At 34.8% G+C, this 22,673-nt stretch carries 28 protein-coding genes; 20 read left to right on the top strand and 8 right to left on the bottom strand.

Annotated features, from left to right (window positions below; translation table 11 throughout):
* Position 1: 1 nt before the first annotated feature.
* The 6 genes from PHV22_RS00445 to PHV22_RS00420 are packed head-to-tail and all read left to right on the top strand — an operon-like array spanning position 2 to position 5,582.
* Positions 2-265, top strand: coding sequence for a hypothetical protein (locus PHV22_RS00445; protein WP_299945056.1), 264 nt, complete (start codon positions 2-4; stop codon positions 263-265).
* On the top strand, positions 234-2,390 hold the full coding sequence (locus tag PHV22_RS00440; RefSeq protein WP_295020800.1) for a chemotaxis protein CheA: 2,157 nt from the start codon (positions 234-236) through the stop codon (positions 2,388-2,390). Before PHV22_RS00445 ends, PHV22_RS00440 begins: the two co-directional genes overlap by 32 nt.
* A 1-nt stretch (position 2,391) precedes the next feature.
* Complete coding sequence (locus tag PHV22_RS00435; RefSeq protein WP_295020798.1) at positions 2,392-3,216, top strand: protein-glutamate O-methyltransferase CheR; 825 nt, start codon at positions 2,392-2,394, stop codon at positions 3,214-3,216.
* 17 nt (positions 3,217-3,233) lie between these two features.
* Positions 3,234-4,076 (top strand): HAMP domain-containing sensor histidine kinase, encoded by an 843-nt coding sequence (locus PHV22_RS00430; RefSeq protein ID WP_299945051.1) that lies wholly within the window; start codon positions 3,234-3,236, stop codon positions 4,074-4,076.
* The gene (locus tag PHV22_RS00425; protein ID WP_299945048.1) at positions 4,076-4,549 is read left to right on the top strand and encodes a chemotaxis protein CheD; all 474 of its coding nucleotides are present in this window, start codon (positions 4,076-4,078) and stop codon (positions 4,547-4,549) included. The genes PHV22_RS00430 and PHV22_RS00425 overlap by 1 nt, the downstream gene beginning before the upstream one ends.
* Before the next feature lie 10 nt (positions 4,550-4,559).
* The gene (locus tag PHV22_RS00420; RefSeq protein ID WP_295020793.1) at positions 4,560-5,582 is read left to right on the top strand and encodes a chemotaxis response regulator protein-glutamate methylesterase; all 1,023 of its coding nucleotides are present in this window, start codon (positions 4,560-4,562) and stop codon (positions 5,580-5,582) included.
* 86 nt (positions 5,583-5,668) lie between these two features.
* Here PHV22_RS00420 and PHV22_RS00415 read toward each other — a convergent pair whose 3' ends face one another.
* Entirely contained in the window at positions 5,669-5,842 is a 174-nt protein-coding gene (locus PHV22_RS00415) for a hypothetical protein (RefSeq protein ID WP_295020791.1), read from the bottom strand.
* Positions 5,843-5,929: 87 nt separating this feature from the next.
* Here PHV22_RS00415 and pta point away from each other — a divergent pair, with 87 nt between their 5' ends.
* Both pta and PHV22_RS00405 read left to right on the top strand, forming a co-directional pair.
* The gene (pta, locus tag PHV22_RS00410) at positions 5,930-8,014 is read left to right on the top strand and encodes a phosphate acetyltransferase (protein WP_295020789.1); all 2,085 of its coding nucleotides are present in this window, start codon (positions 5,930-5,932) and stop codon (positions 8,012-8,014) included.
* Entirely contained in the window at positions 8,011-9,177 is a 1,167-nt protein-coding gene (locus tag PHV22_RS00405; RefSeq protein WP_295020787.1) for an acetate/propionate family kinase, read from the top strand. The genes pta and PHV22_RS00405 overlap by 4 nt, the downstream gene beginning before the upstream one ends.
* A gap of 52 nt (positions 9,178-9,229) precedes the next feature.
* Here PHV22_RS00405 and PHV22_RS00400 read toward each other — a convergent pair whose 3' ends face one another.
* On the bottom strand, positions 9,230-9,448 hold the full coding sequence (locus PHV22_RS00400; RefSeq protein ID WP_295020785.1) for a cold-shock protein: 219 nt from the start codon (positions 9,446-9,448) through the stop codon (positions 9,230-9,232).
* Positions 9,449-9,662: 214 nt separating this feature from the next.
* Between PHV22_RS00400 and PHV22_RS00395 the strand changes: the two genes are divergently transcribed.
* The 3 genes from PHV22_RS00395 to PHV22_RS00385 all read left to right on the top strand — a co-directional run bounded on the left by PHV22_RS00395 (position 9,663) and on the right by PHV22_RS00385 (position 10,766).
* Positions 9,663-10,205: a hypothetical protein gene (locus PHV22_RS00395; RefSeq protein WP_295020783.1), complete on the top strand. Its 543-nt coding sequence runs from the start codon at positions 9,663-9,665 to the stop codon at positions 10,203-10,205.
* A complete protein-coding gene (locus PHV22_RS00390) occupies positions 10,205-10,420 on the top strand; it encodes an RNA-binding S4 domain-containing protein (RefSeq protein ID WP_295020781.1) in 216 nt (71 codons plus the stop codon). Before PHV22_RS00395 ends, PHV22_RS00390 begins: the two co-directional genes overlap by 1 nt.
* Positions 10,421-10,523: 103 nt before the next feature.
* Complete coding sequence (locus PHV22_RS00385) at positions 10,524-10,766, top strand: hypothetical protein (protein ID WP_295020779.1); 243 nt, start codon at positions 10,524-10,526, stop codon at positions 10,764-10,766.
* A 48-nt stretch (positions 10,767-10,814) separates the two neighbouring features.
* Here the strand turns inward: PHV22_RS00385 and PHV22_RS00380 are convergent, their stop codons facing one another.
* Entirely contained in the window at positions 10,815-11,525 is a 711-nt protein-coding gene (locus PHV22_RS00380) for a DUF445 domain-containing protein (RefSeq protein WP_295020778.1), read from the bottom strand.
* 78 nt (positions 11,526-11,603) lie between these two features.
* Here PHV22_RS00380 and PHV22_RS00375 point away from each other — a divergent pair, with 78 nt between their 5' ends.
* Positions 11,604-12,077: a hypothetical protein gene (locus PHV22_RS00375; RefSeq protein WP_299945039.1), complete on the top strand. Its 474-nt coding sequence runs from the start codon at positions 11,604-11,606 to the stop codon at positions 12,075-12,077.
* Between the two features lie 19 nt (positions 12,078-12,096).
* On the opposite strand, the gene PHV22_RS00370 is transcribed toward PHV22_RS00375, so the two are convergent.
* Complete coding sequence (locus PHV22_RS00370; protein ID WP_295020775.1) at positions 12,097-12,492, bottom strand: rhodanese-like domain-containing protein; 396 nt, start codon at positions 12,490-12,492, stop codon at positions 12,097-12,099.
* A 107-nt stretch (positions 12,493-12,599) separates the two neighbouring features.
* Between PHV22_RS00370 and PHV22_RS00365 the strand changes: the two genes are divergently transcribed.
* Positions 12,600-12,968: a hypothetical protein gene (locus PHV22_RS00365; RefSeq protein WP_295020773.1), complete on the top strand. Its 369-nt coding sequence runs from the start codon at positions 12,600-12,602 to the stop codon at positions 12,966-12,968.
* A gap of 16 nt (positions 12,969-12,984) precedes the next feature.
* Here the strand turns inward: PHV22_RS00365 and PHV22_RS00360 are convergent, their stop codons facing one another.
* Both PHV22_RS00360 and PHV22_RS00355 read right to left on the bottom strand, forming a co-directional pair.
* Entirely contained in the window at positions 12,985-14,886 is a 1,902-nt protein-coding gene (locus PHV22_RS00360; protein WP_295020771.1) for a methyl-accepting chemotaxis protein, read from the bottom strand.
* A 125-nt stretch (positions 14,887-15,011) separates the two neighbouring features.
* Positions 15,012-15,341, bottom strand: coding sequence for a hypothetical protein (locus PHV22_RS00355; RefSeq protein WP_295020769.1), 330 nt, complete (start codon positions 15,339-15,341; stop codon positions 15,012-15,014).
* 226 nt (positions 15,342-15,567) lie between these two features.
* Between PHV22_RS00355 and PHV22_RS00350 the strand changes: the two genes are divergently transcribed.
* Genes PHV22_RS00350 through PHV22_RS00335 form a run of 4 tightly spaced genes read left to right on the top strand, consistent with a single transcriptional unit; the run spans position 15,568 to position 18,607 of the window.
* Positions 15,568-16,185: a molecular chaperone TorD family protein gene (locus PHV22_RS00350; RefSeq protein ID WP_295020768.1), complete on the top strand. Its 618-nt coding sequence runs from the start codon at positions 15,568-15,570 to the stop codon at positions 16,183-16,185.
* Positions 16,186-17,289, top strand: coding sequence for a 4Fe-4S dicluster domain-containing protein (locus PHV22_RS00345; RefSeq protein WP_299945033.1), 1,104 nt, complete (start codon positions 16,186-16,188; stop codon positions 17,287-17,289). It begins immediately after the preceding gene.
* Positions 17,290-17,293: 4 nt separating this feature from the next.
* Positions 17,294-18,091, top strand: coding sequence for a hypothetical protein (locus PHV22_RS00340; RefSeq protein WP_299945029.1), 798 nt, complete (start codon positions 17,294-17,296; stop codon positions 18,089-18,091).
* A gap of 9 nt (positions 18,092-18,100) precedes the next feature.
* Complete coding sequence (locus PHV22_RS00335; RefSeq protein ID WP_299945026.1) at positions 18,101-18,607, top strand: hypothetical protein; 507 nt, start codon at positions 18,101-18,103, stop codon at positions 18,605-18,607.
* A 39-nt stretch (positions 18,608-18,646) separates the two neighbouring features.
* On the opposite strand, the gene PHV22_RS00330 is transcribed toward PHV22_RS00335, so the two are convergent.
* Entirely contained in the window at positions 18,647-19,153 is a 507-nt protein-coding gene (locus tag PHV22_RS00330) for a phosphatidylglycerophosphatase A (RefSeq protein ID WP_295020763.1), read from the bottom strand.
* Between the two features lie 186 nt (positions 19,154-19,339).
* Here PHV22_RS00330 and dapE point away from each other — a divergent pair, with 186 nt between their 5' ends.
* From dapE to PHV22_RS00315, 3 genes are read left to right on the top strand one after another with little or no spacing between them, the layout of a single operon-like run.
* The gene (gene dapE, locus PHV22_RS00325) at positions 19,340-20,437 is read left to right on the top strand and encodes a succinyl-diaminopimelate desuccinylase (protein WP_295020762.1); all 1,098 of its coding nucleotides are present in this window, start codon (positions 19,340-19,342) and stop codon (positions 20,435-20,437) included.
* A gap of 4 nt (positions 20,438-20,441) precedes the next feature.
* A complete protein-coding gene (locus PHV22_RS00320; RefSeq protein ID WP_295020761.1) occupies positions 20,442-20,831 on the top strand; it encodes a thioredoxin family protein in 390 nt (129 codons plus the stop codon).
* Between the two features lie 12 nt (positions 20,832-20,843).
* A complete protein-coding gene (locus tag PHV22_RS00315) occupies positions 20,844-21,218 on the top strand; it encodes a RidA family protein (protein ID WP_295020760.1) in 375 nt (124 codons plus the stop codon).
* A 19-nt stretch (positions 21,219-21,237) separates the two neighbouring features.
* Here the strand turns inward: PHV22_RS00315 and PHV22_RS00310 are convergent, their stop codons facing one another.
* Positions 21,238-22,620, bottom strand: a complete 1,383-nt coding sequence (locus PHV22_RS00310) for an EAL domain-containing protein (RefSeq protein WP_299945020.1) — start codon at positions 22,618-22,620, stop codon at positions 21,238-21,240.
* Positions 22,621-22,673 lie beyond the last annotated feature (53 nt).

Genomic DNA, 22,673 nt, shown 5'->3' with positions numbered 1-22,673 from the left:
TATGGAATTTAACGGTGATGAGCTCACTATTGAGCTGGATATGTCGATGGAGGAGATTCGAGAATTTGAACATTTTGTTCGTTCTCGATTAGAATACATCGAATTGATTGCAGTAGAAGAGGGAACCACTCTCAAAAGTAGTGCCCTCTTAGCTCTTTTAGTAAGCCTTAAGCGAACTAAGCCAGAGCTAAAAATCCCCTTTCTTGAACAAGGGATGAGCAACTCGAGCGCTTATGGCTCGATACATTGGATGTGCCATGACTAAAAAAGAACAAGTCAAAGCTATTTTTATAGAAGAAGCTGGTGAAATTATTGAAAAACTAGATGTAGATATACTCCGCTTTGAGGAAGATTCTAGTGATTTTAATCTGCTAAATGAAATTTTTCGTGGTGTTCATACCCTCAAAGGGAACTCCAATGCTTTTGGATTTACACGACTTGGTGAATTTGTACACCATTTTGAGGATTTGCTGGATTACTATCGTACAACTAGGGACGAGATTGAAGAACACTATCTTGATCTTTTTGTAGGTAGTGTTGATGTGGTTAAAGAAGTCATGATATGTGAACTGGATGAAGTTGAGACATTACCTGGTGGCTATGGTGAATATTTGGGGAAAATCAAAGATCTTATTGCAATTAAAACCAATAAAACAGTAGTTACAGTGCCACAAATGAGCGGTGTTGAACCAACAATTGATGCCATATCGATGAGTGATTTAGCGGCAGAGTTTGGATTGGGCTGCCAAGAAGAAGTTAGTAAGACTGTAACAAACTGTATTAAAACAAAACAGATTTCCCAAGAAGATGGACTAAATTTATACCTTATAAACTTAACGCTAGATAGTGATTCATATAAGCGAGGTTTTGATCATCTTATATTTTTACATCTGCTAAAAGAAAAAGCGGCTTCTCTTGATAGCTTTTTTAACATGGAATCTATTGGAACTTTAGATAATTTTTTAAGTGAAGAGAATAAGATTTTAAATGTCAGTATTGTTGTATTAACTTCTCAATCGCTTGAAGAAGTCACTGAATATTTTGAGTTTTTATTTGAGAATGAGTATTTGATTACTTTAGTTGAACCTAGTATTACTGGAGTCATTAAAGAGAGAGATATTGCTCCAGAAAAACCAAATATTGTTGATGCAAGAAAAGGAAGCGATAGAAGGAAAGATGATAGAAGAGAGCCAACAGAAACCTCATCATCAAGTGCACTAACTACGAAATCAACTATCCGTATTGATACCATTAAGCTTGATGAACTATTTGATTCAGTAGGCGAACTAGTTATTGCTCAGAACTTCGTTGCTCAAAACGAAAAAATTCGCGCTATTGAAGATGAGTCTATTAGCAGAGCGATCGAGACTCTCTCAAAAATCACAAAAAAGATACAAGACAGAGTTATGAGTCTTCGAATGGTTGCTATCCGCGACACATTTGACAAGATGAAGCGGGTCGTCAGAGATACATCTAAAAAAACTGGCAAAGAGCTTCGTCTAATTGTCGTAGGAGAAGAGACAGAAATTGACAAAACTATGATTGATAGCCTCTCGGATCCACTTATACACATTATCCGTAATGCCATAGACCATGGACTAGAAGCTGATGCAGCTGAGAGATTGAGTGTAGGGAAAAAGACCGAGGGAACCATTACCCTACGCGCTTTTCATAAAAGTGGCAGTATCGTAATTAGCGTTAGCGATGATGGAAGAGGAATCAATAAAGAAAAAGTACTACAAAAAGCGATTGAACGCGGAGTTGTAACAGGAGATGAAAATCTTACGGATAGTCAGATTTTTGCACTTTTAATGCAGCCAGGGTTTTCAACAGCAGATACAATCAGTGATCTCTCTGGACGAGGAGTTGGCTTGGATGTCGTTAAAACCTCGATTGAAAAACTGCGCGGAAAAATTGAAGTTGATTCCAAAGAGGGTGAGGGAACAGTTTTTTCTATGGTTCTTCCACTAACATTAGCAATTATCGATGGCATGCTTGTACGAACTGCTGGGGAAATTTACATTATTCCAACTCTTAGCGTAGTAGAATCCTTTAGACCAGATAAAGAGATTGTTCACTCTCTTAAAGGAAAAGGTGAATTTGTAAGTATGCGTGCTCAGCATATACCAGTCATTCGCTTAAGTGATGTTTTTGCTCTTGATGTAAAGCGAATAGAGCCTTGGGAAGGGATTTTAGTGTGTGTGGAGACGGGAGCTGGAAGAGTAGCAATTATGGTTGATGAGTTGCTAGGTAGACAGCAGGTAGTTATCAAAACGCTTGGGCAATCTTTATCTAAACTTAAAGAAATTACTGGTGGAGCAATCTTGGGAAATGGAGATATTGCTCTGATTTTAAATGTAGACGAGTTGTGTCCAGTATTTGAATCATAATATGAACGATATTGATCTTAGCCCTAAAGAGTTTAATCTATTTCGTGACTATATCTACGAAAAAGTGGGCATTGCCTTATCGGATCAAAAAAGTACACTTGTTAAGGGACGACTGAACAAGCGTCTTCGTCAACTAGGTTTTGATAATTTTAGAGCCTATTATGACTATTTAGTACACGATCAATCTGGGGATGAGCTTGCCTTATTTGTAAGCGCAATCTCTACAAATGTAACTTCATTTTTTCGTGAAACTGCTCAATGGAAATGGCTTGAGACATATCTACCTCAAATGATAAGTGCAAAGCGTGAAAAAAAGATTCGTATCTGGTCAGCTGGGTGCTCTAGCGGAGAAGAGCCATATACTATTTTAATGTTTCTGCAGCAGCATTTAAAAGATTTTGAGAGTTGGGATATTAAGATTATTGCAACTGATATCTCTGAAAAGGTACTAAAAAAGGCTATTTCTGGAATATATGACGCCACTCAAGTTGAAGCACTCCCCAAAAATACTGTTATTCATGCATTTGAAAAAATACGCATAAACAATATCGCCCATTATCAAATAGTTCCTTCTCTTAGAGAAAAAGTTATGTTTCGCACCTACAATCTTGTAACAGATAGGTTTATTTTTAAAAATCATTTTGATATGATTTTTTGTAGAAATGTCATGATTTATTTTGACGATATAACCCGTCTTGAAGTCATTAGACGCTTTACGACGGTTCTGCCTAAGGGTGCACCACTCTTTTTTGGTAGCTCTGAGTCATTAACAACACATAGAGAATCACTCAAACTAATTGGTTCTTCCATTTATCAACGATTATAAAATTAAAAAGGAAAAAGATGGCTCAGATTATTGAAAATAGAGCAGAAATTTGCAATGACATATGTGGTGAAGTAGCCTTTTTAAGCCGTAAGGTGTTAGATTTAAATAAGCAGATAATTGATAGCGAAAAGGCAAAAACACGCTTTTTATCTTTGATTGCAAATGAGCTAAATAATCCAATGACCGCCCTGCTTGGTCTTATTCCACATTTAGCAAAACAGTCTACTCAACCGCGTCAAGATCTTATTGATACAATTGAAGATGAGGCACTCCATCTTGACTTTCATATTCAAAATCTTGTTGCTGCAACTGAGATAGAGAGTGGTGAACTCGAAATATCGTACTCGCTCGTTAATCTAGAAGATTTAATTAAAGAGGTGTCAAAATCACTTAAATTTCGTATGATAGAGAAAAATATTAAGTTAAAAGTAGATAATCATCTCAAACAGAGAGTCGTTGCTGATGCTCAAAAATTACATTTAATCTTAAAAAATTTGATAGCAAACGCATGTGTTTATGGTGATGCAGACACAACAATAGAAGTTACTATAGAACAAAAAGATGAAAATAAGCTAAATATTTCTGTTAAAAACTATGGTAAAGAGCCAAATGTTAAACATAAAGCACAGGTTTTTACTCGTTTTGCTCATGATCTTAAAGGCATACATGGATTGGGAGTTGGCTTAAGTGTCGTCCGCGAACTATGCGAACGATTTGATGGAAAAATTGATTATGTAGTAGGCGACAATACAGTTACTTTCGTAGTGGTGCTTCCATTAGAGACAAAATCAGCAGACTTTGAAGCCTATGGCTCAAATGAGTTTCTTTTTGAATCTTTTGATAACGCACTTGAACTCTGATGATTCAAGGAAATTCAACTTTCATTCATGTCGGCCAAATACATACAGATTATGGACCAGTAGCAATCTCGACTGTACTTGGCTCATGCGTAGCTGTCTGTTTGCATGATACTAAATTAGGTATAGGAGGAATGAATCACTATCTGCTCCCTTTTTGGAATAACAATGGCTTACAATCTCCTAGATTTGGCAATATCTCGATTCCAAAGCTAATTGAAGCAATGCTGGAGCATGGTTCAGACATTAAAAACATGGAGGCTAAAATTTTTGGAGGAGCATCCATGAATATTTACACTTCCGATACGATGATGATTGGAGAAAAAAATATTTTAGTGGCAAGAGAAATACTAAAAGAGTACAAAATTAGAATTGTTGCTGAAGATGTTGGTGGATTAAATGGTAGAAAAATTCAGATGAATTGTGAGCATGGCAAAGTGTTGTTGAAATATGCTTCTCGCATTATGAATAGTTGAGATTATAAATATGGCTATAAAAGTATTAATTGTCGACGATAGTGCTACAGCAAGAGCTGTTTTGCGTGATATTTTGGAATCAGATCCAGCTATTGAGGTAGTTGGGGTTGCCTATGACGCATATATTGCTCGTGATAAAATATTGGAGCTTCGTCCAGATGTTGTCTGCTTAGATGTCGAGATGCCTCGTATGGATGGAATCACATTCCTAAAACGCTTGATGCACTATATGCCGGTTCCAGTAATTATGGTATCTTCTTTAACTCAAAATGGTGCCAAAACAACGCTAGAAGCACTTGAGTCTGGTGCAGTAGATTTTGTTCCTAAACCTCATTCTAATATTTATGATGGTAAGAGCGAAATGCGTGATGAGTTGCTTGCAAAAGTTAAAATTGCAGCAAAGATAAAAGTACACAAGCGTGAACTAGAGAACACTAGACAGGCAAACACAACATCACTGGCTGAAACCACCAATAAAATTCTAGCTATCGGGGCATCAACGGGTGGAACAGAAGCACTTAAGGATTTATTGATGGGGTTACCAAGAAATGCTCCCGGTATAGTTATAGTTCAGCATATGCCTGCTAATTTTACTGGTCCTTTTGCAGAGAGACTAAATAGCGTATGCGCCATGGAAATTCGTGAAGCACGCAATGGTGATTCCATTACTCCAGGAGTAGCCCTTATTGCTCCAGGAGATTATCACATGGTAGTTCGTCGTTCAGGATCTCGTTATTATGTTGAAATTGGGACTGGGGATAAAGTTTCCGGTCATCGACCTTCAGTTGATGTTCTCTTTGGTTCGGTGTCAAAAATTGTTGGTGCAAATGCTATTGGTGTTATTTTAACAGGGATGGGCGGAGATGGCGCTCGAGGATTGTTAGCCATGCGAAATGCTGGGGCAAGAACAATTGGACAAGACGAGGCAAGCTGTGTTGTGTACGGAATGCCAAAAGTAGCATATGATCTTGGCGCAGTAGAAAAACAACTATCACTAAAAGAGATTGCCAATGGAATTCTTAAGTTACTCTAAATAGCAAATCCACAAACCATAAAACACACCAAAATCAGTCATAATTTCTGTTTTTGGTTAGCTATCATGGAGATTACAGCAAACTACTATTTACTTAAATTGTTATCTTTTTGACTGGTACTTTTTGAACCATCATCCTTTGCATTATTAAATGCGGTTGAGATGTCATTTGTAACACTATCAACCCCTGCATTAAACTCTTTTGCAGAGCATCCGTTAAGCATAAACAACAAAGAGAGCACAAATATCAAATTTTTCATAAACATCCTTTTTTGAAATTATAGCATGACACTCTTTTTTAACAATTGGATTGGTATTATTAAAAACTTTAAAAATATGGATGAAATATGAAAATAAAATCTCTTTATATATCTGCTCAAGAAAAAAATGCTGGTTCTTTGTTTATATGTATGGGAATGATGGAGATTCTAAAACGAAATCTTTATAGAGTTGCTTTTTTCAGACCCATTATATTAAAAAAAGATGTTATTGATGGGGATATTAGTTTTATTTTAGAGAAATATAATCTTAATATAGAGTATGAAGATTGTTATGGTTGTGACATAGAGTATGCGGAGACAATGATAGCAACAAACAGAGTTAATGAGCTAATGAATGAACTTATAGAGAAGTTTAAAAGAGTTGAGAGCAGATATGATTTTGTACTCTGTGAGGGAATCAGGCGTTCATTTTTAAGTACAAATATAAACTATGACTTAAATCTTAAAATTGCGCAAAATTTTGGAGCCTCTTATATAAATATTATAAACGCAAAAGGGAGTAGTGCCCATGATATTTATGAGAGCATTATGATAGAAAATAAAAATATAAACTGCGATGGATGCGAACATTTTGCTACTTTTATAAATAGAGTTGATGATAAAAAATACAATGAACTAAAAGAAAAATTAGCACAAAAATACCCAAATATTTATCTTTTGAGGGAGATAGAAGAGCTAGATATGCTAACTATTCAAGATATCATGGATGGACTAAATGCAAAGAGTGTCATAATGAGAGAAAATGATAATTTAAGGGTTGTTGGGGCATTTAAAGTGGCAGCTCTTGGCTTGGATAATTTTTTAGGGCAGATACAAGAGAATGATTTAGTTATAGTTCCAGCTGATCGCTCAGAGATAATTCTAGCTCTTTTGGGCGCGCTCTACTCAAAAACATATCCGAATATAAGTGGAATAATTTTCCCTTTTAATATTCAAACTCATCCAAATATAAAAAAACTCATAGATGGGTTAGATGATTTTAATCTACCAATATTATCAGTCTCAACTGATATTTATGAGACAGCAAAAAAAATATCTACAATAAACTCAAGGCTCAAAGTAAACAATCACAGAAAAATATCGCTTAGTTTAGGTCTGTTTAACTCCAGCGTTGACATAAAAGCGATTGAGCAAAAAATAGCAACTACTTCAAATGATATTGTAACACCTATGATGTTTGAGTATAAACTCTTTGAGATGGCAAGACTAAATAAAAAAAGAGTTGTTCTTCCTGAGAGTTCAGATGAGCGAATTTTAAGAGCTGCAGAGATAATCTTACGCCGTGGTGTTGCAGAGGTTATCTTTTTAGCAAACCCAGCGGAACTTAAAGAGCGATATATGAAACTCGGACTTGATTTAAGTAGTGCAAGCGTAATAGACCATCTAGAATCACCTCTTATGAAGGAGTTTGTAGATATCTTTTATGAGATGAGAAAAGAGAAAGGCTTAACCATTCAAGCTTCGCAAGATGCGATGATACATGTTAACTATTTTGCAACTATGATGGTCCATCTAGGTTATGCAGACGGAATGGTCAGTGGAGCAGTACACTCAACAGCTGATACTATAAGACCAGCTTTGCAGATTATAAAAACAACCAAGGATGTAAAAATAGTCTCAAGTCTTTTTTTTATGTGTCTAAAAACAAAAGTTTTAGTATATGGAGATTGCGCCATAAACCAAAACCCAAATGCGCAAGAGTTAGCTCAGATTGCCATCTCGTGCGCAAAAACAGCTTCATACTTTGGCATAACGCCAAGAGTTGCAATGCTCTCCTACTCAACTGGAGAAAGTGGAGTGGGCGCCGATGTTGATAAAGTTAGAGTTGCTACAAACATAGTTAAATCATTAAATCCAAACCTCCTTATTGAGGGACCAATTCAGTACGATGCAGCGATAGATAAAACGGTCGCAGAGGTTAAGCTACCAAACTCAAAAGTTGCAGGCGATGCAAATGTATTTATATTTCCAGATTTAAATACCGGAAATAACACATATAAAGCAGTTCAGAGGTCGAGCGATGTCATAGCCATAGGTCCAATCATACAAGGGCTTCGTAAACCAATCAATGATTTAAGTAGAGGCTGTTTGGTCTCAGATATAGTAAACACAGTTGCAATTACAGCAATCCAAGCTGGAGAAAAAAATTGAAAATAGCTGTTATAAATGCAGGCAGCTCCTCGGTAAAATTTAAACTCTTTGAAGCCAAAAGCAGAAGTGTTCTAGCTAAAGTAACCGTTGAGAACATTGGTGCACTTGGATCTGATATAACTATGAGCTTTGAGGGCAAAAAAACCAAGGATTATGCTGTTATAAAAAACCATCATGAAGCTCTTAAGCAGATATTAGAGCTTTTAAAAACCTATGAGTTGCTACTTGATTTTTCATCTCTGTATGCCATTGGACATAGAGTTGTTCATGGAGGAGAGGATTTTTGTAGCGCGACGCTCATTGATGAGCAAGTTATAGAAAAGCTAAAAACACTTATTCACTTAGCACCGCTTCACAACAGGGCAAATTTAGAAGGTATTTTAGTTACAAGAAAAAAAGCTCCACTAGTTAAGCAGATAGCTGTTTTTGATACAGCCTTTCACTCTAAAATGCCAGAGGAAGCCTATCTTTACGCTCTAGATTATGAGCTGTACGAAAAACATAAAATAAGGAAATATGGTTTTCATGGAACATCTCACTCATACATAAGTAGATTGTGTGCACTAGAGATGAAAAGAGATATAAAAGAGCTAAATATCATAACTCTTCATCTAGGAAATGGCTCAAGCGCCTGCGCGATAAAAGGAGGAGTGAGCATAGATACTTCTATGGGATTCACACCACTGGAGGGGCTTGTGATGGGAAGCAGAAGTGGGGATATTGACCCAGCAGTAGTTTTTTATATGCAAAGAGAGCTAGGGCTCAGTGTTGACGAGGTGGAGAATATTTTAAACAAGAAGTCTGGTGTTTTAGGAATTTGTGGAACCAATGATTTTAAAGCTATAGTATCAAGCAAAGATGAAAAATCAAAATTAGCTCTGAACATAATGAGCAGGCGAGTAAAAAAATATATAGGTGCCTACATGGCACTTTTGGGAAGCGTAGATGCCATCGTATTTAGTGGTGGAGTTGGCGAGAACTCCGCCATCGTAAGAAAAAAAATTTTAGAGAATATTGGTTTTGGGATTGAACTAAACGGATACGCAAACAGCTCAAACGGAAAAATTATCTCAACTAAAAACAGTAAAGTCCAAATTATGGTTATAAAAACAGATGAGGAGCTAGAGATAGTAAACGAGTGCTTGAGTTTTTTAAAGAGTTAATTTTTAGAGATTAATGGTTTAAAATTGCAGGTAAAAACCTGCAAAGTAGAGATTATAGAGGTGTTACATTCTCAGCTTGAGGACCTTTTTGTCCCTCGCCAAGTTCATAAGTAACTTTTTGTCCTTCTGCTAGAGAAACACGACCAGCACCTGATCTGTTTACTTGACGAAAATGCACAAATAAGTCTTTCCCGCCATTATCTTGTTGGATAAATCCATAACCTTTTTCTTCATTGAACCATTTAACAGTTCCATCTAGCAATGCTGCCATTGTCGTACCTCGGTGGTAAAAATTCACTTTTATTAAAGTGGAATCAAAATATAGGGAGTCGTTTGTCTGGCAGAATATACTACAGATGAGCTCACACACAAATCTTTCATCGCATAAATTATAGCAAAAAAATTTAAATTTTTAAAAGAAAATAGAGCTTTACTAACTGCGAAAAAATGACGATATTGTTTTACATGCAACAAAAGGATTTAAGATGCAAATATCACCAAATGTAAGTAGCTCTGTCGGTGCAAATACCCAAACACAGGTTAAGAGTGTCTTTACCGAAAAGCTCTCAAAAAGTGAATTGAGTGACATAAAAGAGCAAATTGCCAAAAATGCAAATGAAATCGTGCTAAATTCTATCTCGCTTCAAGGTTCTTTTTCAAACAAAACAGCTAACGCTGATGGCGAGTATGATAAATTTCAAAGTTTTCTAGGCGATATAGGTTACAGCGGAAAACCAATAGCTAAACTATCCAAAGAAGAGGCAACAGAGCTTGTGAGTAAAGATGGTTTTTTTGGAGTAGATAAAACCTCACAAAGAATTGCAGATTTTGTGATTATGGGTGCTGGTGGAGATGAGAGTAAGATGCGTGCTGGCAGAGAAGGCATGATAAAAGGCTTTAAAGACGCGGAAGCTATGTGGGGTGGCAAACTACCTGAAATCTCTCAAGAGACTATGAAAAAATCGATTGAGATGGTTGATAAAGCTATGCACGACTTAGGATTTTCAATAATAGACAAAGAGGTTTAATGGAAAAGTTGATTAAACATAAGCTTAGCGATGAGTATATAGAGCTATTTAAACTCATCAAAGTTTTGGATTTAGTTGATAGTGGAGCGGAAGCAAAGATGATTGTATCTGATGGTCATGTAGTGAAAAATGGGGAAGCAGAGCTTAGAAAACGAGCTAAAATTCGCAGTGGAGATGTAATAAACATTTCGGATATCACAATAGAAGTGGTATAAATTTTATTTTTATCTTAATTTTTTTTAACTCTATATAAAACTAAGAACAGAAGAAGTACTTTGAGATATTATTCAATAATAAATATCAATTAAGGAAACAAATATGTTTAAAGTTATTGTAGAAAAAGAGTGTGGTTGTTTTGTTAAAAGCGATCTAAAAAATGGAATAGAGCTGGATTCAAAAGATGATGCACTTATGAAATCAATCGAGATGAGAGATTTTATGAATGATGAATTTTGTGGCAAACACAGCTTTAAAGTTCAAGAAGTTGGAAATAGCTTTGTAATAGCAATGAGTGATTCAGCAAGCAATGGTTGTTGTGGCGGTGGATGCTCAAGTCACTAACTTAATCTGTAAGTTTTATCTATTTCTTTAGATAAAACTATATTTTTTTTAAAGAAGAAAAGCGCTAACAAGTCCAATAGCCCCTCCAAAAACACCACCCCAAACAACAAGCCAAGATAGGTGCTCTTTAATTAATTCTTGAACCATATCTTTAACCATAAGTGGAGTTAGCTCATTCAGTCTTGCATCTATTACTATTTCGATAGATTTGATAATATCCATACTAAGAGATGATTTTTGCATATGATTTTGCAGTGTTTCATTAAAACTATCACTATTAACTATTGCAACAACAGCACTTTTCATTCTTGCAGTAAAAGGTGTACGAAGAGTCTCCAACACAGCCCCTCCACCAAACATTCCAATCATTCCGCCAAAAGAAGAGCTCATAACAGTGGCACTAAGCGCATCAAAAGCTACTGAAAAGTCCGTCTCTTCTATGATAGGAGTTAAATCTATTTTTTTCTCCTCTGCTTTAAAAAAATTATCCAGCTGTTCTATTGTAAAAAATTGATTCATCATAAGATTTTTTATACTATCTTTAAATGCTTCAAATCTATCAAGAATAACACCAGAACCATAAAGGAATGGAACTTTTTCAAACAGCATATGAATTGCCAGCTGATTAGTTAGAGAACCTGAGAGCGCAAATAAGCCGGTATAAAGTAAAATAGAGGCGAGCAATCCATCGAATTCATACGATACAATTACTAAAAACATGGCAGTTGAGTTGGTTATAAAAGTTTTATCTAGTTTCAAACTAATCCTTCTTGTCAAAGGAAAATTGTATCAAAAAGATTCTATAATCATGCAAATATAGAGATAAAGAGATAAGTTATGAAGCAAGAGAGTTATAAACTTTTTAAAGATGAAAACATAGAGACAATACTGAATTTTCTCAAAAGTGAGCTGGCAAATAGAAACGAATCACCTTTTTGGAGTGATAAAGTTATACCATTTAGTGAAGCGATACTGACTGTTTTGATTCCATTAAGAGATGCGGATATGCTTTTTAATCCAGAAGGTGCGGTGGTTGATAGCCTAACCCCAGAGCTTTTTTTTATGTGGAGCGATTTTGTTAGTCTAAAATCTTTAGCCTTTACAATTCAGAAATCAAATTTAGCAAAAGAGCTGCTCAGAACCAAGCTTGATAGCTTAGTTTGTAAAAAATACAGAGGAATTGATCTTAAAATACTGGGTGATTATTTGGCAAAAAACAGAGTAAATCTAGAAGATGAAAATATAGATTTTCCTATAGCGACCTACAACTTACATCAGGGTGTAAGTAATGTGATAAAATCACTTCTGTAGGCTCCTCCTCTGCTCTCCCCTACTGTTGTCTATATGGCAAAATTGGGAGATGCGCTCGTTTTGCATAAACAATACCATTGGTAAAATTAATAACATTGTAGTTTAACTTTTGTGATAAAAATTGAGCCAATATCTTGGTTCTGCTTCCAGTTCTACATATTATAGCAAACGGCTTTTTGGTATCAACTGCCTTGTTTAGCTTACTGATAAAATCATTTAAGTCATAATTTCCTTTTTCATCAAAAAGCATAATAGGGATAGATTTCTTAAGTAGGCCAGTTTCTCTCCACTCCCCTGGTGTTCTAATGTCAACAATGGGGATATCAGAATCTATGATTTTTTGCGATGCCTCCTCGTTAGTAACGCTAGCTAAAAGTGAAACACATAGGGTAAAAAATAGTATTAGTTTCTTCAAATACAAATCTCCGTAGATTAAAATTAATTGTATAATTATATCAACAAATAAATAATATTAAATTTTACTATTCAAACAATAGTGTAGTTTAATAAAATAGGTTAAAAATGGCATCTCAAAAAGTTATAGATAATTCAAATAGGCTTCGCTATGTAAGGGCTCTTGAGCGATTTCATAAAAGTATAATCTCTTATTTACAGAACACTGCGGAGCTATCTGAAAGCGGTTATGCAAAAAAAATAGAGAGTAGCTTAAAAGTTTTACAAAAAGTAGAAGAAACCTCGCTCTACAAAGGCGATTTGCAAGATTTACAAAAGCTGATTTTCAAGATGATAAATTTTGTGGATTCAGATAAAGATATTTCAGAGATAAAAGAAGAGTTAATCTACACCTCAAATCAACTAGAGAAAACAAAAAATGCAAGACGATATAAAAAAGATAAACACTCCCAATCAAAATTTGATGATTGGGAGTAATTTTAAAGAGTTTAAGTTAGTGTGCTTGCTCTTTTAGCACAGCATCAAGCAAGTTAAACAGCTCATCAGATGCTGTCTCCATACTTTCAAAATTATCTATAATCTCACATGCGTGAGCGAGGGTGTTGCCCTCAGGATTACCCTCTAGGAATTTGATATTTTTATTTGCTAATATATGAAGAGCTGCATGCGGAGCTTCCATCTTAGCGTATGAATGTGCTTTATAAAATCTTGCCTTGCCCTCATTTTGGTACCAATGACCAAGTGCACATTCGGTATGGGTAGCATCTGGAAGAACTTTTTTTAGAGATAGTATAGAGTTATAAGCGCGAGCTTTGTATAAAATATGATAAAGTTTAGCAAGAACTACAAACACGCTATTTTCAATATTGTAAGATGAATCAACAATTTTTGTTGATGTTTCACTTAGCGTTATAAGTGTTTCTTGGAATCCATTTATTTTTTCTGTTGAACCCTCAACTGTGGATTTCATCATATCTGAACTTGTTTGAATCTCATTCATATCCTGCTGAAGTGATTTAATAGATACTGAAATCTCTCCAGTTGCCTTGTGTGTTCTCTCTGCAAGCTTACGAACTTCATCAGCAACAACAGCGAAACCTCTACCGTGCTCACCTGCACGAGCTGCCTCAATAGCTGCATTTAGAGCTAGTAGGTTTGTTTGATCTGCAATATCTGTAATAAGCTCAATAACTGATGTAATCTCATTTGCTTGATTTGTTATCTCAGCAATACTGCTATTGTTTATACTTACCTGCTCACTTAGTGCGTTTAGTTCTTGTGTGATATCAGAAATATCGTTACGAGAGTTTATTGCCAATTCTGAAGCCTCTTTGGTTGCAGAAGTAATTGCTTTTAGATAGTCAATATTTGTACTTAAATCTGTAGTTATAAGTGAGAGTGATTCAGAGACATTGGCACTTTTTACACTAATTTTAGCATTAAAAGTATCTCTTTGTGTCATGGAATTTTGAGACTTCATAAACTCTATGCTTGTTTTTACGCTATCTATTGCTTTTACAAACTCTCCATCTAATCCAGATGAAGAGATTTGATGCGTGAAGATACCTTTTGACGCATCTGTTATGGTTACATTTATTTCATTTATAAGATTTTCTGTATTTTCTATAAGATTAGTCAATCTAATTCCCATGGTTCCAAGCTCTGTATCACTTTGTAGTGAGTTTGATTTATGAGAAAAATCACCTTTTGCAACATAACCAATTAGCGAAGTAAACTCATTTATGCTAGAAGTTATAGATTTTCTAATCATTGTTGCAAAAACGAAAACAACCATTCCAACTAAAATACCGGCTATTAGTGCTAAGTATTTGAAGAAACTAATCTTTTGTCCAAGCTCAGCAGAGTCATTATCCAACTCTTTTGTTTTAAGATCAACTAGTTTCTTAAATGATTCTCTTGAAGCCTCAGCAAACGGCGTCAAATCATTACTATACCTTTCATATAACTTCTCTTTGTTATTTTTTATATCATCCTTATTTAATGATTTCATCATTTTAAATGTATTATTCACAAATAACATTGTAGAAACTTGCGCGTTATCTAGCGTCTTAACAGATTCCGTATCTGTTGTTAACTCTTGAAGTATTTTAAAATCATCTTCAATTTGTTTAATTGTTACACCAAACTTATGAATATTCTTTTCGTAGTTGCCACCAAGTAAAATATCTCTTGATAACCTGCTTACAAAGTTTAGATTTTTTTCTATATCAAGAGTGCTAAAACCACTCTTCATTGAATTTAGATGCAGATGATCATATTTCGTATTTATCATGCTCATTGCAAAGAAGATAGATATTGCAGCAGTAAAAACAGAAATTGTTACCATCGCGATGAAGTAGTTCATCTTTTTTTGAATACTTAAATTTTTAAACACAGCGCATCCTTGATTATGTGATATTTTTTTGATGATAGCATATTTTATACCATTTTTCTTGTGATTAACATTATAAATTGTTAATTTTATTAAACCAAAGACACTTTTAGTAGTGTGCTTATACTTTAGAAGACATACATAAACTGAGATAGTAGAATAATAACAACAACTAAACTAAATGGGAATAGATGGCTTTTAAATACCCAAGGATCTATCTTAAATAGCTTTTGATTGATTCCACGCAAGCCAAGCCATGAGCCTAAAAAAGCTTTTATGCTTAGTAAGATTTGAAAATTAGAGAGCGCACCGTTTTCAATCTTTCCAAAAATTTGAACAATAAGAAAAAGTCCGCTTGCAACTGCAACCATCAAAGCGTAAGGGACAACTTTTCTTACATATATCATAATTGCTTCTCTTGCTTTTTTTTGCTCTTCAATACTTAGCGATCTGTTCATTTTTGATAGAAAAAGAACATCTACAAATAAAAAACCACCATAGATAAAAACCGAAAATATATGAATCGTGTGAATGAGTGTATAAATAATAGGAACTCCTTTTTTAAGGCAATTTTAGCATAAGTTGCAATTTCTTCTCTTTATTTTGTATCAATATTTCATAATTGTATATTCAGTCTTTTTGGATAGAATTTTGCACTAAAAATCAATATAAAGAATTTAAATTATGGAAAATACAAAAGCTAGAGCAAATATTTATGCGTTATTGTCGAGAGTTTTGCTTCAAGAGTTAGATTTAGAGATGTTAGAAATTATTAAAAAAGATGAAAATATTTTAGATTTTTTTCCAACACTAAAAGAGTGGAAACAGCTCTGGGAGGTAGAGGGATCCGTACTTTTAGAGGAGTATTTGAATCCAGATTTTGTGAATTTATCTATACTACACATTATCCCATATGAAACTTTTTACACAAGAGAAGACCAAAAGATAGAGACCGGCGGAGCTAATCCTGTAACTGATATTTACAGTGCATCAAATTTTATAGTTGATTATGAACTTTCAAGGACTGTTGCGGCTGACCATATTGGAATTGAGCTTGAGTTTATGTACCATTTAGTTTCCGCTGAGGAAAAGGCGATGCAGGAAAATGATGCGGATGCGGTAAAATCTATCAGAGAAGTTCAGATGGAATTTTTAAACAAGCATCTACTAAGATGGGCTCCAATGTATCTTTTGAATGTTAAGTTTGAAGCAAGAACACCACTTTACTATGACGCCGCTGATATGGCTTTAGAGTTTATCTTGAGCGATAATGAGTATTTGGTTAAAGAGTTAAGCATCTAAATGATACAACTAAGTGCTAGTCGTTGTGTCCGGTTGCTTTCAAAAGAGAGCGAGTGTAATAGGTGTGAGCTTATCTGTCCAACAGAAGCAATAGTTGTTGGAACAAATCCACTCCCAAGCATAAATTTTTACTCTTGCGTAGAGTGTGGCGCATGTGACGCGGTTTGTCCAAGTGAGGCGCTCTCTTTGGATAACTTTAGTCAAACAGAGTTTTTCTTTTCCTATATAGAAGATGAGCAAAATATTATATCGTGTAGAAAAAATGTACCCTGCATAGCGGCATTAAATATAGAAAACATTATCTCAATGGCTGTTTTAAAAAAAGAGATGATTTTTGACATGGGATATTGTGATGAGTGTGATATAGCTCATAAGTGTAAGCCACAGATTTTAAAAAACTATGAAGAGGCATCTTATATCTTAGAAGCCATGGAAAGCGACGCTGTTATAAAACTTGAAGATGTTAAACATAAAAATAGCGTCGAGACAAAAGAGAGCCCAACTAGAAGAGATTTTTTTAGCAAAGCAACTCTTAAAGGTGCTATAAAAACTAAAATAGAGTTTGAAAAAGAGATACAAAAAGCAACTGATGAGCTGGTTGAGCATACACTACAAAAAAGTGATATTAAACTTTTAAAACAAAAGAGAATTCCAGACAAGCGGAAGCTATTTTTTACAGCCATAAAGAGAGTTAAAAAACCCTCACAATTCCATGTTATAGAGGCAGACGAGCTTACATTTACCTCGATGAAGCTTCTAGATAGTGAGAGTTGTACTGCTTGTCAGATGTGTTATAGAGTTTGCCCGACTGGAGCGCTTACATCTGACCTTAAAAATTCTAAAATAGATTTTGACCCATTTTTGTGTATAAAGTGTCATATTTGTCATGATGTATGTGAGCCAAACGCAATAACTCTTGCCCCATCATATAGAGTTAAGGAATTTTTTGAGCCAGAGGTTGTAAATCTTATAAAATTTAGAGTTAGAAGGTGTGATGAGTGCGGTGTCTCATTTAGCACAAATAGTGTTGAAGCACTCTGTTATAGATGCAAAGCAGAAGAGGAAGAAGCACGAGAACTTTGGGGAATAAAGGGAGATATATAGAAATATGATGAATGACGCAAACGAGATATCTCACCAAACAAAACTTTATGGTTTTATAGGTGAGTTTGCTGGACAGAGTAGTATAAGCGCAGTTTTAAATAAAAAATTCAAAGCATCAAACAAAGATGCCATGATAATTCCTATGAATATTCGTGAAGATGATTTTTACTTTACGGTTGTAAATATGAAAAAATCACATGTAAATGGTGCGTTTATTTCAAGTGAATACAGTTCAAAAGTGGTTGATATCCTAGACGAAGCAAGTGAGCTTGTCCTTAAATTTGGAATCTGCGATGTTTTGATAAGGGATGAGCAGAGGCTAATTGGAGATGTTTTAGGTACAAATGTTTTAATAGACTTTTTAAGAATAAAAGATGTAAAAAAAGTTGCTCTTATTGGGATTTCACCAAGCGCTAAGGCATTCGCCTATTTGGCAGAAGAGTTCACTGTTGACTATTATTACCGCGATTTAGAGATGTTGATGGATTTTACTTCGCAGATACAGCTAGTTGATGCGGATATAAATAGAATCGCAGATTCTATGAGTATTGATTTCTCATCGTACGATGCAGTTGTTGATTTCTCTGATTTTGAGAACTTTGAGATGGTTGAAAAGCTTAGCGCTATCAATGTTGATATGAAGCCAAAAAAAGAGTTTTCTGCCTTAAAGAAGAGAAGTAAAGAGCTAGAGCAGAGTTATTTTGGTTTTGATGAGTTGTTGGTAGAGTTTGGTGATGCTATTTTTAAATATCTAGAAAAGAACAAGCATCTTGAGTATGACAAAAGCAATATGAGATTTTAAGGAGAAAAAATGAGTGTAAATAATTTAGATAGTCTAAGAGCGGAATTTGATAATTTTATAAAGGAAGATTGCTCTATTGGCACAGATGGAAATGTGGCGGACAACAGAGATGCCGGAGACAAAGATGACAACGAGCCTTTTCCACAGTTTGTGGACATCCTTACAGAAAAACTTTTAGCACCTTCAATTAGTGGAGTTTATCTCTCAAGATTAGACATAAAAAGAATCGCAGAAGCAATCGGGGAGTCTATCCCAATCAAAGAGAGAGTCAAAATGGTTCGAGCTCTTTTTAGACACACAACCACAAGAAAATATCTTGAAGATGCTTTTTATGAGATTAACAAACACATAAATGGTCGCATACTTATCTACACAGAACTAAGTGAGGCTTTTCCTTCATCTAAAACTATTTTTGACGAGTATATAGTTAAGGCCAATAAAATTATGAAGACACTTAAGCAGATTGCAGAAGACTTTGAAGAGATAGAAGTAACTGATGATCCAATATCTATTTAGAGTATCTTTACTCTCACAACATTGAAGTTGTGAGAGTTTTTAAAGCATAGTTTGAATCTGAAGAATACCTTGCCAAATGGCAGCGCTTAGTATTCCAGCAACAAATCCAGCAACAATGTCATCACCCATTACTCCAATTCCACCTCTTGCTTCTCTGTCTAATCTTCCGATTATTGAGGGTTTTGTTATATCGAAATATCTAAATAGAACAAAAGAGAGCAGGCTTTGAACTAAAAATCCATTTTGAAAATTTCCTATCTGATCTGCACTTATCGAGATAGCTGGAGCAACGCTAAGCGCAAACCACATGCCGGCAAGTTCATCAATGACTATTCTCTTGTCATCATGAGTGCCACTAACGCTTTCGTATCTATTAATCTCACGAATAGCAATTATAGTAATAAGAAGAGCTGCTAAAAAAAGTGTTTGAGCACTAAAATATATAAGTATTGCCATTCCAACAGGAAGAGAAACGATAGTTCCAACCGTTCCTGGAGCTTTTGGAAAAAGCCCGCTGTATCCTAAAGTTATAAAAAACCAGTTCATTATCTTCCTTTTTTGCGAATTGTATCATTTTCTATAATAAACACTGATGCTACCCACTAAAACGAATAAGTCCGTTTTAGTGAAAGGGACTTATCATCTCTTCCAGCCCTCTAAAGCTACAAAAAAACTCGTTTTTCGAGAACTATAATGATACAATTGTGCCAAAAAAACAAAAAAAGCTGAAAAATGACAACAATAGAACTATTAAAGTATATGATAGAAGCAAAAAGTGAAACACCAGATGATGGTAGACTTTTGGAGTTTATAGAGGGGTATTTACCGGAGTTTACACCGATAAGAGTAGATGTAGAAGATGTTAAAAACTTGTTTATTTATAAAAAGTTTGGTGATGGAGAACATCTCTGTTTTGCTGGACATGTAGATGTTGTTCCAGCAGGTAAAGGGTGGGATAGTGACCCATACAAGGCGACTGAAATAGATGGTTTTATCTATGGCCGTGGAGCGCAGGATATGAAAAGTGGCGTTTGTGCTTTTACTCAGGCCGTTAAAGAAGCCAAGAACTTTAAAGGAACCATCTCTCTTTTGCTTACATCAGACGAAGAGGGTGATGCAGTAAATGGCACCGTAAAAGTGCTTGAGTATCTAAAAGAAAATAGTCTGCTTCCAGATGCAGTTGTTGTTGCTGAGCCGACTTGCGAGGCACTATTTGGTGATGCTATAAAAGTTGGACGCCGTGGCTCAATAAATGGATATATAACTATAAAAGGGAAGCAAGGCCATGCCGCATATCCTGAAAAAGCGATCAATCCTATCCATAACATAGCTGGTGTTTTGCATAAAATGGCTGGTGTAGATCTTGATAATGGAGATGAATTTTTCTCTCCTAGCAAGTTTGTGATAACGGACATTCGCGCAGGAATGCAAGTGACAAATGTAACTCCAAACGAACTCACAATGATGTTTAATGTTAGAAATACAACCATTACAACAAAAGAGGACATAAGAAACTTTGTGGCTAAAAATCTATCTGGGCTTGATTATGAGTTGCGTCTAGTACAAGGTTCTCACCCTTTTAAAACAGATACGAACACAAAATTGGTAAAGAAGATAGATGAAGCAATTATGGATATTGTGGGATTTAAGCCAAAACACTCCACGGCAGGAGGAACATCTGATGCTAGATTTATAGCGCCTCTTGGCATCGAGGTGATTGAATTTGGCGTTAAAAATGATACAATTCACTCCGTAAATGAGAGAACAGGCATAAAAGAAGTTGAAGATTTGTATGCTATTTTTAAAAAATTAATAGAGATTTGGGAGTAAGTTTATGAGATATTTTCTTTTACTAATAGTAATGATAAGTTCACTCAGCGCCGGACTAAACTGGTCAAGTGATTATGACGCGGCACTAAAACAAGCAGCAAAAGAGAAAAAAGATGTTTATGTTTTTTTAGGTTCTGAGTATTGCCCATTTTGTGAAAAATTTAAAAAAGAAGTTTTATCACAAGATGAAGTTATAAAAAGATTAAAAAAAGATTTTGTGCTTGTTTATCTTTCAAGAGACATAGATGATATTCCACCTCACTTAGAGGTAAAACCTGTTCCAAGACACTATTTTTTAACAAAAAAAGGTGAAATAATCTACACAACAATAGGAAGTAGAAGCAAAGAGGGCTTTTATGAACTATTAGATGAAGTAAAAGAAGCTAAAAAATAAAAAAGGAAAAGAATGAAATTCATACAAACAAACAGGGCTCCAGCCGCAATTGGTCCATACTCTCAAGCAGCTATAGTGGACAAGATGGTATTTACATCTGGGCAAATCGCGCTTACACCAGAGGGTGAAATGCTTGGGAATGATGTGGCATTGCAGACAAAACAGGTTCTTAAGAATCTAAGTGCTGTCCTGCAAGAGGCTGGAAGCTCACTACAAAATGTGGTAAAAACAACTATTTTTTTAAGCAGTATGGATGATTTTGCAACCGTAAACGAGATATATGCGGAAGCTTTCGGTTCTCATAAGCCGGTTCGCTCAACCGTTGCAGTTAAAACGCTACCAAGAAACGCATTAGTGGAAATAGATGCAATAGCACTAATTAAGTAGATATTAGAAAAACTATAACCTACTCTAAACCGTAATCTTTAGCATTTTTTGGTTCTCCGTGATAGTATCCTTGGACATAGTCAACTCCAAGTTTTCTAACACACTCAAAAAGCTCTTTCGAGCTTACAAACTCAGCTATTGTCTTAACATTGACGCTTTTTGCAAATCCAACAAGCCCTCTTATCATTATCCTTGCTTTTTCAGCATCTAACAATCTCGTTGTTATTGTTCCATCAATTTTTATATAATCAATATCCAACTTAAATAGATTTGTAAAATTTGAATACCCACTACCAAAGTCATCTATAGATATTTTACAACCGTACTCTTTAACCATTTTGATAAAATTTTCAACTATTTTATATTCAACTATCTCTTCTGTTTCAACTATCTCAAAAGTAATTCTCTCTCCACCATACTTCTCAAGTCTATTCTTTATATACTCAAGCATAGTTTTTGATTTTATATTTTCATATGTCAAATTAATTGATATTTCACAGCTATTATTGCCATAGACAATAAAAACTTTCTGCATCATCTGCCTTGTAAAAAACTCAAATGTTTTATCTTCTATTGCAGTATTTAAAAAATCAATTGGTGAGATTACCCTTCCATCAGGAAGCACAAGTCTTGCCAAAGCCTCATATTTAATTATTTCTTCAGTAGAAGCAGATACTATAGGCTGAAAATACGGGACAATATGACCATCATGAAGTGCAGTTTTGTATACTCTAAACTTGTCGAGAGTTGCCTTTTTAAGCTCTAATCCATCAGCATTTTTATCATAAATCTTATAACGAGATTTAGATAGCACGGCTTCTTGTATGGCTATATTGGCTCTATGATAAAGATGGTCTCTACCATACGAAACTCCGACTGTAAAATCTGATAAAATCTCACCATAAGTTTTGGAATTATATACAGAATTATCAATATTGTTAAAAATAGAAAACTTTAGTATTGAAAAGTATCTATCAAAGAGCGCCTTATCTCTTACTAAAATAGCAAATTTCTGAAAGCTTATACTATAAAGAGAGACACCACTCTCATTTATTATGGATTTTAGCTTACTAGCCTTGTCTGTAATAACTTCTTTTAATACCTCAGCCCCATACAACTGCTTGATAGCATCTGTTTGATTAAGCTGAAAAACAATCAACATAGCCTCATCTTCCAGCAACTCTATATCTTCAATTAAAACTTCTCTGCCAGAAAGAGCGTCTATCTTTTCTACATTTTTTATTTCAAAGCTAATCTCTTCAAGATCTTTAGATTCCAGTATTGTATCAATCAATTGAAAAAATAGCATCTGCTGATTATCTGTGCTTTTTTTATAAAAATCTTTTAATTTCTCAAGATAATCTAAAATATTTCTATCTTTGTTCATGATATTCCAAACCATATAATTTCTAAAATATTTATATAAAAAAATTATAAAACTTTAGCACATATTGC

The organism is Sulfurimonas sp., from assembly GCF_028713515.1.
In the GTDB taxonomy this organism is placed as follows: Bacteria; Campylobacterota; Campylobacteria; order Campylobacterales; family Sulfurimonadaceae; genus Sulfurimonas.
Note: the sequence above shows the minus strand (reverse complement) of the source record. Positions and strands in the feature narration are given on the sequence as shown.

Coding starts and splice junctions, on each gene's coding strand:
- PHV22_RS00445 (WP_299945056.1), top strand. CDS start 2: ATGGAATTTAACGGTGATGAGCTCACTATTGAGCTGGATATGTCGATG.
- PHV22_RS00440 (WP_295020800.1), top strand. CDS start 234: ATGGCTCGATACATTGGATGTGCCATGACTAAAAAAGAACAAGTCAAA.
- PHV22_RS00435 (WP_295020798.1), top strand. CDS start 2,392: ATGAACGATATTGATCTTAGCCCTAAAGAGTTTAATCTATTTCGTGAC.
- PHV22_RS00430 (WP_299945051.1), top strand. CDS start 3,234: ATGGCTCAGATTATTGAAAATAGAGCAGAAATTTGCAATGACATATGT.
- PHV22_RS00425 (WP_299945048.1), top strand. CDS start 4,076: ATGATTCAAGGAAATTCAACTTTCATTCATGTCGGCCAAATACATACA.
- PHV22_RS00420 (WP_295020793.1), top strand. CDS start 4,560: ATGGCTATAAAAGTATTAATTGTCGACGATAGTGCTACAGCAAGAGCT.
- PHV22_RS00415 (WP_295020791.1), bottom strand. CDS start 5,842: ATGAAAAATTTGATATTTGTGCTCTCTTTGTTGTTTATGCTTAACGGA.
- pta (WP_295020789.1), top strand. CDS start 5,930: ATGAAAATAAAATCTCTTTATATATCTGCTCAAGAAAAAAATGCTGGT.
- PHV22_RS00400 (WP_295020785.1), bottom strand. CDS start 9,448: ATGGCAGCATTGCTAGATGGAACTGTTAAATGGTTCAATGAAGAAAAA.
- PHV22_RS00395 (WP_295020783.1), top strand. CDS start 9,663: ATGCAAATATCACCAAATGTAAGTAGCTCTGTCGGTGCAAATACCCAA.
- PHV22_RS00390 (WP_295020781.1), top strand. CDS start 10,205: ATGGAAAAGTTGATTAAACATAAGCTTAGCGATGAGTATATAGAGCTA.
- PHV22_RS00385 (WP_295020779.1), top strand. CDS start 10,524: ATGTTTAAAGTTATTGTAGAAAAAGAGTGTGGTTGTTTTGTTAAAAGC.
- PHV22_RS00375 (WP_299945039.1), top strand. CDS start 11,604: ATGAAGCAAGAGAGTTATAAACTTTTTAAAGATGAAAACATAGAGACA.
- PHV22_RS00365 (WP_295020773.1), top strand. CDS start 12,600: ATGGCATCTCAAAAAGTTATAGATAATTCAAATAGGCTTCGCTATGTA.
- PHV22_RS00355 (WP_295020769.1), bottom strand. CDS start 15,341: ATGAACAGATCGCTAAGTATTGAAGAGCAAAAAAAAGCAAGAGAAGCA.
- PHV22_RS00350 (WP_295020768.1), top strand. CDS start 15,568: ATGGAAAATACAAAAGCTAGAGCAAATATTTATGCGTTATTGTCGAGA.
- PHV22_RS00345 (WP_299945033.1), top strand. CDS start 16,186: ATGATACAACTAAGTGCTAGTCGTTGTGTCCGGTTGCTTTCAAAAGAG.
- PHV22_RS00340 (WP_299945029.1), top strand. CDS start 17,294: ATGATGAATGACGCAAACGAGATATCTCACCAAACAAAACTTTATGGT.
- PHV22_RS00335 (WP_299945026.1), top strand. CDS start 18,101: ATGAGTGTAAATAATTTAGATAGTCTAAGAGCGGAATTTGATAATTTT.
- PHV22_RS00330 (WP_295020763.1), bottom strand. CDS start 19,153: ATGAACTGGTTTTTTATAACTTTAGGATACAGCGGGCTTTTTCCAAAA.
- dapE (WP_295020762.1), top strand. CDS start 19,340: ATGACAACAATAGAACTATTAAAGTATATGATAGAAGCAAAAAGTGAA.
- PHV22_RS00320 (WP_295020761.1), top strand. CDS start 20,442: ATGAGATATTTTCTTTTACTAATAGTAATGATAAGTTCACTCAGCGCC.
- PHV22_RS00315 (WP_295020760.1), top strand. CDS start 20,844: ATGAAATTCATACAAACAAACAGGGCTCCAGCCGCAATTGGTCCATAC.
- PHV22_RS00310 (WP_299945020.1), bottom strand. CDS start 22,620: ATGGTTTGGAATATCATGAACAAAGATAGAAATATTTTAGATTATCTT.